The organism is Stenotrophomonas sp. AS1 (genome assembly GCF_048957655.1).
GTDB lineage: Bacteria > Pseudomonadota > Gammaproteobacteria > Xanthomonadales > Xanthomonadaceae > Stenotrophomonas > Stenotrophomonas bentonitica_A.
The window spans coordinates 105,260-118,764 of sequence record NZ_JARVXM010000001.1; the positions used below are offsets into that span (position 1 = coordinate 105,260).

The 13,505-nt window shown below is 63.4% G+C and carries 12 protein-coding genes and 1 pseudogene; 8 read left to right on the forward strand and 5 right to left on the reverse strand.

What is annotated here, in order from left to right; translation table 11 throughout:
• Positions 1-42 precede the first annotated feature (42 nt).
• Positions 43-1,089: a flavin-containing monooxygenase gene (locus PV764_RS00450; RefSeq protein ID WP_421115953.1), complete on the forward strand. Its 1,047-nt coding sequence runs from the start codon at positions 43-45 to the stop codon at positions 1,087-1,089.
• A gap of 38 nt (positions 1,090-1,127) precedes the next feature.
• On the opposite strand, the gene PV764_RS00455 is transcribed toward PV764_RS00450, so the two are convergent.
• Positions 1,128-1,574 (reverse strand): hypothetical protein, encoded by a 447-nt coding sequence (locus PV764_RS00455; RefSeq protein WP_421115954.1) that lies wholly within the window; start codon positions 1,572-1,574, stop codon positions 1,128-1,130.
• Between the two features lie 432 nt (positions 1,575-2,006).
• On the opposite strand from PV764_RS00455, the pseudogene PV764_RS00460 reads away from it, so the two are divergent.
• Positions 2,007-4,439: pseudogene (locus tag PV764_RS00460) on the forward strand (Tn3 family transposase); the annotation flags it as partial.
• Positions 4,440-4,464: 25 nt separating this feature from the next.
• Here PV764_RS00460 and merA read toward each other — a convergent pair.
• Genes merA through merT form a run of 3 tightly spaced genes read right to left on the reverse strand, consistent with a single transcriptional unit; the run spans position 4,465 to position 6,814 of the window.
• Positions 4,465-6,165: a mercury(II) reductase gene (gene merA, locus PV764_RS00465; RefSeq protein WP_187576244.1), complete on the reverse strand. Its 1,701-nt coding sequence runs from the start codon at positions 6,163-6,165 to the stop codon at positions 4,465-4,467.
• A gap of 8 nt (positions 6,166-6,173) precedes the next feature.
• Entirely contained in the window at positions 6,174-6,452 is a 279-nt protein-coding gene (merP, locus tag PV764_RS00470; protein ID WP_064539816.1) for a mercury resistance system periplasmic binding protein MerP, read from the reverse strand.
• An 11-nt stretch (positions 6,453-6,463) separates the two neighbouring features.
• Complete coding sequence (gene merT / locus PV764_RS00475) at positions 6,464-6,814, reverse strand: mercuric ion transporter MerT (RefSeq protein WP_064539814.1); 351 nt, start codon at positions 6,812-6,814, stop codon at positions 6,464-6,466.
• Between the two features lie 68 nt (positions 6,815-6,882).
• Between merT and merR the strand changes: the two genes are divergently transcribed.
• Together merR and PV764_RS00485 are read left to right on the forward strand one after the other, a co-directional pair.
• Complete coding sequence (gene merR, locus PV764_RS00480) at positions 6,883-7,299, forward strand: Hg(II)-responsive transcriptional regulator (RefSeq protein WP_164081471.1); 417 nt, start codon at positions 6,883-6,885, stop codon at positions 7,297-7,299.
• 28 nt (positions 7,300-7,327) lie between these two features.
• Positions 7,328-8,401, forward strand: a complete 1,074-nt coding sequence (locus PV764_RS00485) for a DNA-binding protein (protein ID WP_164081473.1) — start codon at positions 7,328-7,330, stop codon at positions 8,399-8,401.
• A gap of 20 nt (positions 8,402-8,421) precedes the next feature.
• Here PV764_RS00485 and PV764_RS00490 read toward each other — a convergent pair whose 3' ends face one another.
• The gene (locus PV764_RS00490; RefSeq protein WP_223293216.1) at positions 8,422-9,180 is read right to left on the reverse strand and encodes a hypothetical protein; all 759 of its coding nucleotides are present in this window, start codon (positions 9,178-9,180) and stop codon (positions 8,422-8,424) included.
• 129 nt (positions 9,181-9,309) lie between these two features.
• Between PV764_RS00490 and PV764_RS00495 the strand changes: the two genes are divergently transcribed.
• From PV764_RS00495 to PV764_RS00510, 4 genes are all read left to right on the forward strand, one after another.
• Positions 9,310-9,660 (forward strand): helix-turn-helix domain-containing protein, encoded by a 351-nt coding sequence (locus tag PV764_RS00495; protein ID WP_104575746.1) that lies wholly within the window; start codon positions 9,310-9,312, stop codon positions 9,658-9,660.
• Between the two features lie 175 nt (positions 9,661-9,835).
• Positions 9,836-10,255 (forward strand): transcriptional regulator CopL, encoded by a 420-nt coding sequence (gene copL / locus PV764_RS00500; RefSeq protein WP_164079809.1) that lies wholly within the window; start codon positions 9,836-9,838, stop codon positions 10,253-10,255.
• Between the two features lie 113 nt (positions 10,256-10,368).
• The gene (locus PV764_RS00505) at positions 10,369-12,237 is read left to right on the forward strand and encodes a copper resistance system multicopper oxidase (protein WP_421115957.1); all 1,869 of its coding nucleotides are present in this window, start codon (positions 10,369-10,371) and stop codon (positions 12,235-12,237) included.
• Positions 12,234-13,505, forward strand: coding sequence for a copper resistance protein B (locus PV764_RS00510; protein WP_421115958.1), 1,272 nt, complete (start codon positions 12,234-12,236; stop codon positions 13,503-13,505). Before PV764_RS00505 ends, PV764_RS00510 begins: the two co-directional genes overlap by 4 nt.

Here is a 13,505-nt window from a genome sequence, read left to right on the forward strand (position 1 = left end):
GATCAACGCAACGCATATATATGCATATAGGCGCATACACGCATGAATAAGTTGAATGTCGACGTCGTCGTGATCGGGGCAGGGCAGGCGGGCTTGGCGATGTCTTACCGGCTCAAGAACGCGGGCGTGTCGCATGTGGTTCTCGAACGACAACCGGCCGCTGGTGGCAGTTGGCCGTCGTACTACGACAGCCTGACCCTGTTCTCCCCGGCGGGATATTCCTCGCTGCCTGGCCTCGAATTCCCCGGAGGATCCAAGCGCTACCCCAAGCGGGACGAGGTCACCGCGTACCTGCGCCAGTATGCGTCTACCTTCGAACTGCCAGTGCGCCCCAACAGCGAGGTTGTGGAGGTCATCTCCGAGGCAAGCCAACATCGCGTCACACTTGCCGATGGAGCGGTCATTACCGCCCAGGCAGTGGTGGTGGCCACCGGCGGCTTCAACACACCGTACTTGCCGGACATCCCTGGAAGGCAGCTGTACCACGGGACGATTCTGCACAGTTCGGCCTACCGCACACCAACCGGTTTCGAGGGCAAACGCGTCGTCGTGGTCGGCGCGGCCAACTCAGCGGTACAAATCGCGCACGAACTGCACTCCACTGCCAACGTGGTGCTGGCAACCCGCGAGCCAGTGAAGTTCATGCCACAACGGTTCCTCGGCTTCGATTTTCATGACTGGCTCAAGTGGACCGGCCTGGGCAATTCCCGTTGGCTGAGCGATCAGAGTACCCCCGTTCTGGATGATGGTCGTTATCGACACGCCCTGCGTACGGGTGCCATTTCCCGTCGAGAGATGTTCACTGCGTTTACCGGCGATGGGGTGGTGTGGCCGAATGCGGAAATACAGGGAGTCGACGCTGTGATCTTCGCAACAGGCTTCCGGCCGAACACGTCATTCCTGCCGCGGGAAGCCGTGGGCCCGGACGGGCGAGCGCTACACAGCAAAGGAGTTTCCACCACGATCAAGGGGCTCTACTACCTCGGGCTGCCGCTACAGCGCAACTTTGCCTCTGCCACGCTTCGCGGCGTGGGAAGTGACTCCGTCGGCATCCTCTCCATTATCGTGACCCACTTGCGATCCGCATAGACCCTGACTGTTCGCATGGCTCAAGCGCCGCTTTCCACTCACCACCTTGCGTCCGCACTCCAGGACGAAAAATCTTGCCGCGCAGCCTCAAGTACCAGATCCGGCGCCAAGGTAAGCATCTGTGATGGTGCGCTCCCGTGCAGGCGCGCATGCGGAGCAATCAGCCACTCAAGCTCCTCCCAACCTGACGTCCGCTCGCCGCCCGACACTCCATACTCGCCACGCAGAAGTGCCAGCACTTCAGAAAGGGCGGTAGATGGTCTCCCAACGGAATCGAGCTGCCATTGTGGGAAGAGAAACGAATGACTTTCGGGGACCCACACGGCGAAGACGACGCCAGACTGCAGGCATTGATCCAGCGAGCGGCCTTGACGGGCATCCAGGTCCAGGAGGGATTCGAACGTCGCGGCGTCGAGCCAATCTGCGACAGCCTCCGCTCTGGCTTGAGCAGATGCTAGGGTTTCCGGTGGCAAATCACTGCGCATTGTCTGCCTGCTGCATGAGCTACTGGTGTAAGAATGCCACGGTCTCCACGTTGTTAGGTGTGGGGGAGATGAAGCCCCATCGCACCAGCCGGATGATCTCAGTGCGCCGGCAATGGCGGCAGCCACCATACCTGCGGACAGTCCGTGGCGTCAGGTCATTGATCAACTTAGCGCCGGGGAATCAGACTTGGCACGTCGCGAGATGATCCTCTCGAGGCGTGGCCGTCTTTGAACGCACTTGGCTTGAAGTAATTGCAGATTTACGTGGCGCTAGGTTGCAGATTTACCTGCTTCGTCACCTCCGCAGCTGCTGCTATCGCTAGCCAATCTCTGAGCTCGGTCGAAACCCAACTGGCCTGCGAAATCCAAAGTAAAATAACCACTTAGGGTAAATTTGGCTGTTCTTGTAATGAATCCCTGCCAACCCTCTCATTGGGTCGCGGTATCGGCAGCGAGCAACAAGCGCGACTGGAAAGCCTGCTGGTCGTACCGATAGGCAGCCGCAACTCCGCGCTTGACCGATTGCGCACTGGACCATTGACCATCAGCAGTCCGGCTTTGGTCCATGCCCTGCAGCGCCTGCGCACGGTGCGCGAGTTGGGCATCACGTTGCCGGCGACGGCGCGCATCCCGGCCACGCGGGTGGCGGCACTGGCGCGGTTCGCCGGCGCCGCCAAGGCCAGCGCGATCCTGCGCCTGCCGAACCCGCGTCGGTTGGCGACGCTGGTGGCGTTCGTGCATTGCCTGGAGGCCAGCGCACAAGATGATGCGCTGGAAGTGCTGGAGGCACTTCTACGCGACCTGTTCGGCAATGCCGTCAAGGCCGATCGCAAGGCGCGGCTACGCACGTTGAAGGATCTCGACCAGGCCGCCGCCGTCCTGGCCAGCGCGTGTCAGGTCGTTCTCGATGACGGACTCGCCGATGCCGAGTTGCGCGACCGTCTGTTTGCCAGAATTCCCCGGGCCGCGCTCACGCAAGCCATCGAGAACGTCAATGCGCTGATCCGGCCGTCGGACAACGTGTACTACCGGGAATTGGACGCCAAGTACAAGACGGTGCGCCGCTTCCTGCCGGCCTTGGTCGAGCACATCCGTTTCGGCGCCAATGCCGCCGGCGAACCCGTGGTGGCCGCCTTCGCTTGGCTGCGCGCCAACCTGGCGCGCAAGAAGCTGACGGAGGATGCCCCGCGCGAGATCGTCGGCAAGGCCTGGCAGCGCCACGTCGTGCGCGAGGACGGCAGCCTCGATGCCCACGCCTACACCTTCTGCGTCCTGGACGAACTGCAAACGGCGTTGCGGCGCCGTGACGTGTTTGTCGCACCGAGCTGGCGTTATGCCGATCCCCGCGCCGGTCTGCTCGACGGCGCCGAGTGGGAGGCGACCCGGCCGATCATCTGCCGCACCTTGGGCCTGTCTGCGGGCCCCGAGCCGACGTTGAACGCATTGGCAGAGGAATTGGACCGCACCTATCGCACGGTGGCGGCGCGTCTGCCTGACAACCCGGCCGTTCGCTTTGATGACGCCGAACTGGTGCTCAGCCCGCTGGACAAACTGGAGGAACCGGCCTCGCTGGTCGCGCTGCGGGAAAAGGTGCTCGCACTGCTGCCGCGCCTGGATCTGCCCGAACTGATTCTGGAAATTGCGGCCCGCACCAGATTCACCGCCGCCTTCACCCACCTGTCCGAGCGCACGGCCCGCGCAGCCGACTTGCACATCAGCGTGTGCGCGGTACTGATGGCGGAGGCCTGCAACACCGGACTGGAGCCGTTGATTCGTGGCGACGTACCGGCCCTGAAGCGGGATCGGCTGTCGTGGGTGGATCAGAACTACATCCGCGACGACACGCTGACGGCCGCCAATGTGATGCTGGTGGCGGCGCAAAGCCGCCTGGCACTGGCCAACCTGTGGGGCGGCGGTGAAGTGGCTTCAGCCGACGGCATGCGCTTCGTAGTTCCAGTGCGCACCGTGCACGCCGGACCGAACCCGAAATACTTCGGGCTGGGCCGCGGCGTCACTTGGTACAACCTGCTGTCGGATCAGTTCTCCGGCCTGAACGACATCACGGTACCGGGGACACTGCGCGATAGCCTGGTGCTGCTGGCCGTGGTGCTCGAACAGCAAACAGATCTGCAGCCGACGCAGATCATGACCGACACCGGCGCCTACAGTGATGTGGTCTTCGGTCTGTTCCGCTTGCTCGGCTATCGCTTCAGCCCACGCCTGGCCGACATGGGCGGCACCCGATTCTGGCGAATCGATCCCCGCGCCGATTACGGCGCGCTCAATGCCATCGCGACCCATCAACTCAGCCTGCAGAAGATCGCGCCGCATTGGGATGACATGCTGCGCCTGGCCGGCTCGCTCAAGCTCGGCCGGGTGCCCGCTACCGGCATCATGCGCACGCTCCAGGTCGGCGATCGGCCGACGCGGCTCGCGCAGGCGATCGCCGAGTTCGGTCGCATCGACAAGACGCTACACACGCTGACCTACATCGACGACGAAGCCAAGCGCCGTGGCACGTTGAGTCAACTCAACCGCGGCGAAGGCCGGCATAGCGTCGCCCGCGCCGTCTTCCACGGAAAACGCGGCGAACTGCGCCAGCACTACCGCGAAGGCCAGGAGGACCAGCTTGGCGCGCTCGGGCTGGTGCTCAACATGATCGTGCTCTGGAACACCGTCTACATGGAGGCCGCCCTCGACCGGTTGCGCCAAGACGGCTACCCGGTCCAGAACGAAGATGTCGCCCGGCTTTCGCCGTTGCTGCACGAACACATCAACATGCTCGGGCGGTACTCGTTCTCGGTACCGGAAGCGGTGGCCAAGGGCGAATTGCGACCGCTACGCGACCCGGCCGACGAGGCATAGCGCCGATCGACCGGTCACCACTTTGCTACCCCGCGCAGCAGGAGAGTTGCTTCACATCCTTGGTGAAGGTCTGCGCCGCGAGCTTCAGGCCCTCGACCATGGTCAGATAGGGGAATAGCTGATCGGCCAGTTCCTGCACGGTCATCCGCGCCTGAATGGCCAGGGCGGCGGTCTGGATCAGTTCACCCGCTTCCGGTGCCACCGCCTGCACACCGATCAGCCGGCCGGAATCGGCTTCGGCGACCAGCTTGATGAAGCCGCGCGTGTCGAAGTTGACCAGTGCTCGCGGCACATTATCGAGCGTGAGCGTGCGACTGACGGTCTCGATCCCCACTTGGTACGCTTCCGCCTCGCTGTAGCCCACGGTGGCCACCTGCGGGTCGGTGAACACCACGGCCGGCATGGCCGTCAGGTCCAGCGCCGCATCGCCGCCGGTCATGTTGATCGCGGCGCGGGTCCCGGCCGCCGCGGCAACGTACACGAACTGCGGCTGGTCGGTGCAGTCGCCGGCGGCGTAGAGGTGAGGCGCAGAGGTACGCATCGCGCGGTCGATGATGATGGCTCCTTGCCCATTGAGCTCGACGCCTGCCGCTTCGAGATTCAGGCCGCGGGTATTCGGGGTGCGGCCGGTGGCGACCAGCAACCGGTCGGCGCGCAACTCGCCGTGTGCCGTGGTCAGCACGAACGCGCCCTCGGTGTAGACGACCTGGCTCGCCTGGGTATGCTCCAGTACCTCGATGCCCTCCGCGCGGAACGCAGCCGTCACGGCTTCGCCGATGGCAGGGTCTTCGCGGAAGAACAGCGTACTGCGCGCCAGGATCGTGACCCGGCTGCCCAGCCGGGCAAAGGCCTGCGCCAACTCGACCGCGACCACCGACGAGCCGATGACCGCCAGGCGCGGCGGGATCGTGTCGCTGGCCAGTGCTTCGGTCGAGGTCCAGTAGGGGGTGTCTTGCAAGCCGGGGATCGGTGGAAGCGCGGGACTCGCGCCGGTGGCGATCAGGCAGCGGTCGAACGCGACCACGCGCTCGGCACCGTCGCCGAGTTGTACCTTCAGGGTGTGCCTGTCCTGGAAGCGGGCTTCGCCGCGCAGCACGGTAATGGCCGGGGTGCTGTCCAGAATCCCCTCGTACTTGGCCTGGCGCAGTTCATCGACGCGCGCCTGCTGCTGCGCCAGCAAACGCTCGCGCAGGATCGCCGGCGCGGCGGCGGCAATACCGCCATCGAACGGACTTTCCCGCCGCAGATGCGCGATGTGCGCGGCGCGGATCATGATCTTGGACGGCACGCAGCCGACATTGACGCAGGTGCCGCCGAGGGTGCCCCGCTCGATCAGCGTGACGCGTGCTCCTTGTTCGACGGCCTTCAAGGCTGCCGCCATGGCCGCGCCGCCGCTGCCGATCACGGCCACGTGGAGCGCCGGCCCGGCGCCCGCACGAGCCGGCTTCGTTTCATCGCTCAACCAGTCCCGCGCTCGGTCGGACAGGCCACGAGGCGCATCCTGCGCGTCCGCCGCTTGCGCCTGGTAACCGAGTCCGGCGATGGCCGCGACCAACGACGCCGTCTCCAGGCCAGCGGCCGCATAGGTCTCGACCTCGGCCCGCCGCTGTGGATAGGACACCCGGGCCAACCGCACCCCGGGCACCTTCTCCAGCGCCTGCCGGATGTGCTCCGCGCACGACCCGCAGGTCATGCCCTCGATGCGCAGCGCGATGGCTCCGGTCATGGAGGCGATCACTCCTTGATGGTGGAGGGGTAGCCCGCATTCCCGGTCGCCTGGGTCAGCGCGGCCGGCGTGGTCTTGGTGTCGTCGTAGGTCACCACCGCCTCCTTGGGCTCCCACGTCACCTTGGCCGCGATGACGCCTTCCACCTTGGACAGCGCCTTCTTGACGGTGATCGGACAGGTGGCGCAGGTCATGCCCGGCACCGACAGCGTGACGGTTCGGGTGGCCGCCCACGCCGGAGCGCTCAGGGCCAGGGTGAGACCGAGCAGGGCAACGAGTTTCTTCATGACAGTCTCCTTCAGTAGAACAGGGGCGCGAGATACGGAAACACGAGCGCGATCACCACCAGGGCGGCGACGATCCAGAAGAGCACTTTGTAGGTCGTCCTCACTCGGGGGACGGCGCACGCCTCGTCCGGCTCGCAGGCGCGGGCCGGACGGAAGATGCGGCGCCAGGCGAAGAACAGCGCGACCAGTGCCGCGCCGATGAAAATCGGCCGGTACGGCTCCAATGCGGTCAGGTTGCCGATCCAGGCGCCGGAAAAGCCCAGCGTGATCAGCACCAGGGGGCCGAGACAGCAGGTGGAGGCGAGGATGGCGGCGAGGCCGCCGGCCGCTAGCGCACCGCGACCGTTGCGGGGTTCTGCCATGGAAACATTCCTTCCGGGTTGGCCATGCGCTAACCTTACTTCCGTAGTCAAGTACGGAGTCAAGGGAAATGGTGAACACACCGGAAACCCTGACCATCGGGGCCTTCGCCAAGGCCGCCGGGGTCAACGTGGAGACCATCCGGTTCTATCAGCGCAAGGGCCTGCTGCCGGAGCCGGATCGCCCCATCGGCGGCGTACGTCGCTACGGGCCGGCGGACGTGGACCGGGTGAAGTTCGTGAAGTCCGCCCAGCGCCTGGGGTTCAACCTGGATGAGGTCGCGCAATTGCTCCAACTGGAAGACGGCACCCATTGCCATGAAGCCGCGGACCTCGCGGCCGCACGCCTGACGGACGTGCGGGCGCGACTGACGGATCTGCAGCGCATGGAATCGGCGCTGTCCCAACTGGTGAAGGCTTGCGGCACGCACAGCGGCAAGGTGTCGTGCCCGCTGATTGCTTCCTTGCATAGCGATCAAAGCGCTTAGCCCGGTTTTCGTTCCGTTGCGCTCTTAACTGCACTTTCCGTTCCACTGCGCCTCAAACCCCGGACTCTATAAGAGTGACGTCCAGAAGGCGCGCGACGCGCTGCTGGCCCAAGGCAAGAAGCCGTCAGTCGACGCGGTGCGAGTGGCTTTGGGCAACACGGGCTCCAAGACCACGATCCACCGCTACTTGCGTGAACTGGAAGGAGAGGAAGGCGGCGGTCCGGCGAGGACGGTAGCCGTTAGTGATGCTTTGCAGGACTTGGTTGCGCGCTTGGCCTCGCGGCTCCAGGAGGAAGCAGAGGCCATCCTCACCCAGGAGCGTGAGCGCCATCAGGCTGAGCTCCACAGTCGGCAACAGGCGCTTTCCGGTGCCCAAGAGGAGGCTGCTGCCTTGAGCAGTCGGCTGCAGCGCACCGAAGCAAGCCTGCACCAAGAGCAAGCTGCTCACGCCCTCCTTCAACAGAATCTAGGTGACAGGATCGCGGAAATCGCCCAGTTGAACGAGCGCATCGCTGGCATGACGGTGCGGCTGGCTGATCATGAGGCGCATACGCGTTCTCTGGAGGACAAGCATGCCCATGCCCGGGAAGCGCTTGAGCACTACCGCACTTCAACCAAAGAGCAGCGTGAGCAAGAGCTTCGCCGTCACGAGCATCAGGTCCAAGAGCTGCAAGTAGCCTTACGTCAGGCCAATGAAGCCTTGGGCGCGAAGAATCAGGAGCTGTTGGTGCTGAACCGCGACAATGGTCAATGGCTGGAGCGCCACGGGCGGATTGAGCGTGAGCTTGCCCAGCTACGACAGGCCCACGAAGGCCAACACAGCGAGGTCGTGGCGTTGCGCCAGACCGCGACGGACTATTTGGCACTGCAGGAGCGCTGGAAGACTGACGCCAAGACCTTGGATGCCATGCGCAACGAGCTAGCTCAAGTTCAAGACACCCTTGCGCGGGAGCGTGAGCGCCGCGAGAGCGCTGAAGCCGATGCGTTGCGTGCCAATGCACGTCTTGAAGCGCTAGAGCCTCTACTGAATCAACTGACGCCAGCACAAAATGCGGTGAAGAAAACTCGGCGCGGCCATGCGCAAGATGGGGGAGCCGACTGACGAGGCTGCTCGTTTGTCTGCTAGCGGCTGGGGTGGCGCTCACCTGTCCAGTACGCCCATTCCATAGGGACGACCCAATCTACAAACAGTTTGGCTACTGAGGACTCCGGTGCCAAATGATAGGGCTTGAACATGCCTTGCTCGGGCGAACTGGTCATCAGGTAGCGCAGGCGCTTCTGGACCTCCTGAAAGATGGCTTCCCGCACATGAGCGCTGTCGTGCACGCCAAGACGCATCGCCACCGAGGCACCTTGGCGTACCGCCGCCCAGCAGCAGTAACGCCACCGCGCGATCGGCAAGCCCCGCGGTCCGGATTGAAAGACGAACCCCACATCACGTGCCCAGCCTGGGTCGAAGTGATGTTTGAGCAATTGCTGCTCCAGAAACTGCTCGGTCTCCCAGAGTGCAAGTTCATCCCACAGCTCCAGTTTCGCGTCCGCCAAGTCTACATCGTGTGCCATATCGCCGAGTTGGTCTTCCAGCACCGGGAGCAGGTGCCTGCGCTCGTGGGTAGACCAGGCGAAAGCCCATTGCAGATCTTCGATGGGCGTGACCTCGGCATCGGGGCGGATCTGCCATCGATCCGCTGGCCAGGGAACTTGGATCAAGGCCAAGTCTCGCAGCGTGTCCAGCACCAGCAAGGTGGAGCGGCGTGTGGGCGCCACCGGTATGCGTCGTAGCTGCGCGGCTAACAGTGCGGCTAGGAAAAGGGTGCCACGAAGGCCCAACTCCTCGATGCTGGCGACCCCAGATGGCGTCATTGACGAGGTTCCGGGCATGCGGTTTCCGGGGATGAGGGAGCGGCGTCGCTCCTGGGGGGGGGGGGGGGGGCGGAGCTACCGGTGTCGCCGGTTGCCTCAAAGCTAAGAATATCTTAGTATGCAAGGCAGGGTACATCCGCCATCCTTATGGGGTCTCCATGGGGTGCGCGCGTGAATTTGTCCGTCGACTCAACACCGACCTTCGCTCGACGCCTCAAACAAGCCCGCCTGCACACGGGTTTGTCGCAGAAGGAGTTGGGCATCCGGGCCGGTCTGGATCCTCACGTGGCCAGCCCCCGAATCAACCAGTACGAGCGTGGCAAGCACGAGCCCAAGCTGGAGACTGCTGAGCGGTTGGCCCAAGCGTTGGGGATCCCCGCCGCCTTCCTTTACACCGACGATGATCTGCTGGCCAAGTTGCTCCTGCGCTGGGGCTCGCTAAGCAAGCAGCAGAAGCGCGAGTTGGTGAAGCTGATCGAGGCCACGCCCGAGAAGTAAAACCGAACAAGCGCTCGCCCTATGGGCAACTCTTCGCCTCAACCCGCCCTTTGGGCGCTTCTGGAGGGAGCTGCAGTGTCCGCGGCTAGTGCGACTGACAAGTCGCGACATCTCAGGCTTACTTAAGATTTTGTTCACGACCGATACACACGCGCCTTGTCTAAAGTGATTTACCATGTCGCCCGTGTCAGCCTCCTCACTTCTACTGCGACTGTTCCTGATCGCCATGCTCGTGCTTAACGGCGCGTGGTCGGCGTTTGCGTCCGTCAGTATGAACCCGGTCATGGAAGAGCAGGCCAGCGAAGTGGCTGCCGCGGTGCAAGTCGACGAAGACTGCTTCGCCCATCACAGTGCTGAGCATCATCCCGATGCCACATCGATTAAAAAGGCTGGCACTGGGCATGGCGACCATGCCGGTCCCGACTGTTGCAAGTCTTCTGCGTGCCGGTGCGCCTGCGTACACGCTTGCGCGAGCGCACTTCCTGCGCGCCTGCATGTTTCGGTGCAACTGGCCTTGGGCCTGGATGTCATGCCGCTGCCCCTAGGGCATGCGGCACCTGCCTTGCCTCATCTGATCCGACCACCGATCGGCTAAGCGTCCCTAGGCGCCGCAATGGCGCCGTTGGTGTGGCTTGCATGCCTGTTTAGGCCAGCCGCCCCCTCTGTACCACCGCCCGCCGGTGGCAACACGACGCTTGGAGCATTTTCATGTCGCATGATGATTTTCGTAGTCCACGCGGTGGACCGCTGCTGCCTTCGCGGCGGCGATTTGTCCAAGGCTTGGCCTTGGGAGGCGCAGTCGCAGGATTAGGTTTCTGGCCCAAAGCCAGTTGGGCGCTCAAGGGGCCGGGACAACCCAACGTACTATCGGGCACTGAGTTTGACCTGACCATTGGCGAGACGCCGATGAACTTCACCGGCAAGACCCGCACCGCGATCACGGTCAACGGGTCCGTTCCGGCGCCGTTGCTGCGGTGGCGGGAAGGCACCACGGTCAACTTGCGCGTCTCTAATGCATTGCCCGCTAACTCCATCCATGGCGCGGACACCTCCATCCATTGGCACGGCATCATTTTGCCGGCCAACATGGACGGCGTGCCGGGTCTGAGCTTTGACGGTATCGGACGTGGTGAGACCTACCACTACCGGTTCACCCTGCATCAGGGCGGAACCTACTGGTACCACAGCCACTCAGGGTTCCAGGAACAAGCCGGGCTCTATGGCCCGATCGTCATCGACCCATTGGAGCCGGAGCCCTTCAGTTTCGATCGCGACTACGTCGTGATGCTGAGCGATTGGACAGACCTGGACCCGACGGCCCTGTTCGATCGTTTGAAGAAGATGCCGGGCCATGACAATTACTACAAGCGCACGGTCGGCGATTTTGCGCGCGATGTGAAGCGCAACGGCCTGTCGGCCACGTTGGAAGATCGCAAGATGTGGGGCGTGATGCGGATGACGCCCACGGACCTGTCCGACGTCAACGCCAACACCTACACCTACCTGATGAACGGCACGACCTCACTGGGCAACTGGACCGGTTTGTTCCGCAGTGGCGAGAAGGTGCGCCTGCGTTTCATCAATGGCTCTGCCATGACGTACTTCGATGTGCGTATTCCGGGGCTGAAGATGACCGTGGTGGCGGCAGATGGCTTGTATGTCCATCCGGTTTCCGTCGACGAGTTCCGCATCGCGGTAGCAGAAACTTTAGATGTGATCGTGGAGCCCTCCGGGCAGGACGCATTCACCATCTTTGCCCAAGACTCCGGTCGCACCGGCTACATCAGCGGCACGCTCGCTGTGCGCGAAGGATTACGCGCGCCCGTTCCGTCTGTGGATCCCCGGCCGCTGCTGACGATGGCAGACATGGGCATGGATCATGGGTCGATGGATATGTCTGGCGGCAGCAAGGGCATGGAAGGCGGCTGTGGTGCGGCCATGGGCATGCCTGGCATGACCCCACCTGTCAGCGGTAACGCGACCTCGGCCCATGCAGGCCATGCGATGCCCGCCGCCGGCGATGGTGCCATGGCAGGCATGCAGCACGGGGGCATGCAATCACACCCTGCTAGCGAGACCAACAATCCCCTGTTGGACAACCAAGCCATGAGCGTGAGTTCGCGCTTGGATGATCCGGGCAATGGCCTGCGCGATAACGGCCGTCATGTGCTGACGTATTCCATGCTCAAGAGCACCTTTGAAGACCCTGACGGACGCGACCCCGGTCGCGAGATCGAGCTGCATCTGACCGGACACATGGAGAAATTCTCCTGGGGCTTCAACGGTCAGAAGTTTTCCGATGTCGAGCCGCTGCGGCTGAACTACGGCGAGCGTATGCGCATCGTATTGGTTAACGACACGATGATGACCCATCCCATCCATTTGCACGGCATGTGGAGTGACGTGGAGGACGACAACGGCAACTTCATGGTGCGCAAGCACACGGTGGATATGCCGCCAGGTAGCCGACGCACGTATCGCGTGCGTGCCGATGCGTTGGGCAGCTGGGCGTTCCATTGCCACCTGCTTTATCACATGGAAGCCGGAATGATGCGCACGGTGAGGGTCGACGAATGAACATCAATAGACGCGATACCACCCTGACTGCGCTGACGCTGGCTATCTCGCTGGCCCTGGCCAATGGGGCCAGCGCCCGATCCATGCAGGACGGCTCCATGCCGATGGAGCAGGGCGCGCAGACCCAGACTCAGGATCACTCTGCACATCAGGCGCCGACATCAAAACCTGCGCCAGCCCAAAAGCCTGCAACACCGGCCAAGACGAGCGAAGCGACGATCGATCATGCGGCGATGGGCCACGCCGCGCCGCCGGCTGAAGCAGCCGAGCCTGCCATGCAGGGCATGGACCATTCGCAGATGGGGCACGGCTCGCCCGCGAGCACACCTGCGGCGCCCACAGCGCAGGCGCACTCGATGCAGGTCATGGATCACAGTCAGATGGCACAGCCCGCCGCGGCCGACACCTCCAGCACGGCCACGCCTGCGATGCAGGGGATGGGCCATTCGCAGATGGGCCATGATTCGCCCGCGCCCGCTACATCAGAAGCGGGAATGCAATCGATGGAGGGCATGGACCACAGCCAGATGGGACACGGGCCTGCAGCGCCAACGCAGCAGCGCACCCCGATTCCCGCGGTGACGGACGCAGATCGCAAGGCGGCCATCGCGCCGGAACACGCGCATCCGGTGCATGACAACTCGATCAAGAGCTACGTGCTGCTCAATCGCGTGGAAACCTGGGATGCCGATCCGGGCACCGGGCTGGGCTGGGAGGGCCAGGGCTGGATCGGTACGGACCTCAATCGCGTCTGGCTCCGCAGTGAAGGCGAACGCACGGATGGTCAGACCGAGTCGGCTGATCTGGAAGTGCTTTACGGCCGCAGTATCTCCACGTGGTGGGATGTGGTGGCCGGTGCGCGTCATGATTTCAAGCCTGGGGCTTCGCAGAACTTCGCCGCTATCGGTGTACAGGGCTTGGCGCCGATGAAGTTCGAAGTGTCCGCCACAGCCTATCTCGGCGAAGGGGGCCAGACTGCCGCCAACGTCGAGGCCGAGTACGAATTGCTGCTAACCAACCGGCTGATCTTGCAGCCGCTGGTGGAAGTCACCGTCTATGGCAAGAACGATCCATTGCGCGGGATAGGTTCGGGTCTGAGTACCGCTGAGGCGGGGCTACGACTTCGTTATGAGTTCACCCGAAAGTTCGCTCCCTACATCGGCGTGGTGTACGAGCGCGCTTTTGGCAATACCGCAGACATGCGACGCGAGCATGGCGAGTCCTTTGAAGACACGCGCTTGGTCATCGGCCTTCGTACCTGGTTCTAA

Bases quoted from the DNA above. Each gene is read 5' to 3' on its own strand.
- PV764_RS00450 (WP_421115953.1), top strand. From the start codon at position 43: ATGAATAAGTTGAATGTCGACGTCGTCGTGATCGGGGCAGGGCAGGCG.
- PV764_RS00455 (WP_421115954.1), bottom strand. From the start codon at position 1,574: ATGCGCAGTGATTTGCCACCGGAAACCCTAGCATCTGCTCAAGCCAGA.
- merA (WP_187576244.1), bottom strand. From the start codon at position 6,165: ATGACCGGAGCCATCGCGCTGCGCATCGAGGGCATGACCTGCGGGTCG.
- merP (WP_064539816.1), bottom strand. From the start codon at position 6,452: ATGAAGAAACTCGTTGCCCTGCTCGGTCTCACCCTGGCCCTGAGCGCT.
- merT (WP_064539814.1), bottom strand. From the start codon at position 6,814: ATGGCAGAACCCCGCAACGGTCGCGGTGCGCTAGCGGCCGGCGGCCTC.
- merR (WP_164081471.1), top strand. From the start codon at position 6,883: ATGGTGAACACACCGGAAACCCTGACCATCGGGGCCTTCGCCAAGGCC.
- PV764_RS00490 (WP_223293216.1), bottom strand. From the start codon at position 9,180: ATGCCCGGAACCTCGTCAATGACGCCATCTGGGGTCGCCAGCATCGAG.
- PV764_RS00495 (WP_104575746.1), top strand. From the start codon at position 9,310: ATGGGGTCTCCATGGGGTGCGCGCGTGAATTTGTCCGTCGACTCAACA.
- copL (WP_164079809.1), top strand. From the start codon at position 9,836: ATGTCGCCCGTGTCAGCCTCCTCACTTCTACTGCGACTGTTCCTGATC.
- PV764_RS00505 (WP_421115957.1), top strand. From the start codon at position 10,369: ATGTCGCATGATGATTTTCGTAGTCCACGCGGTGGACCGCTGCTGCCT.
- PV764_RS00510 (WP_421115958.1), top strand. From the start codon at position 12,234: ATGAACATCAATAGACGCGATACCACCCTGACTGCGCTGACGCTGGCT.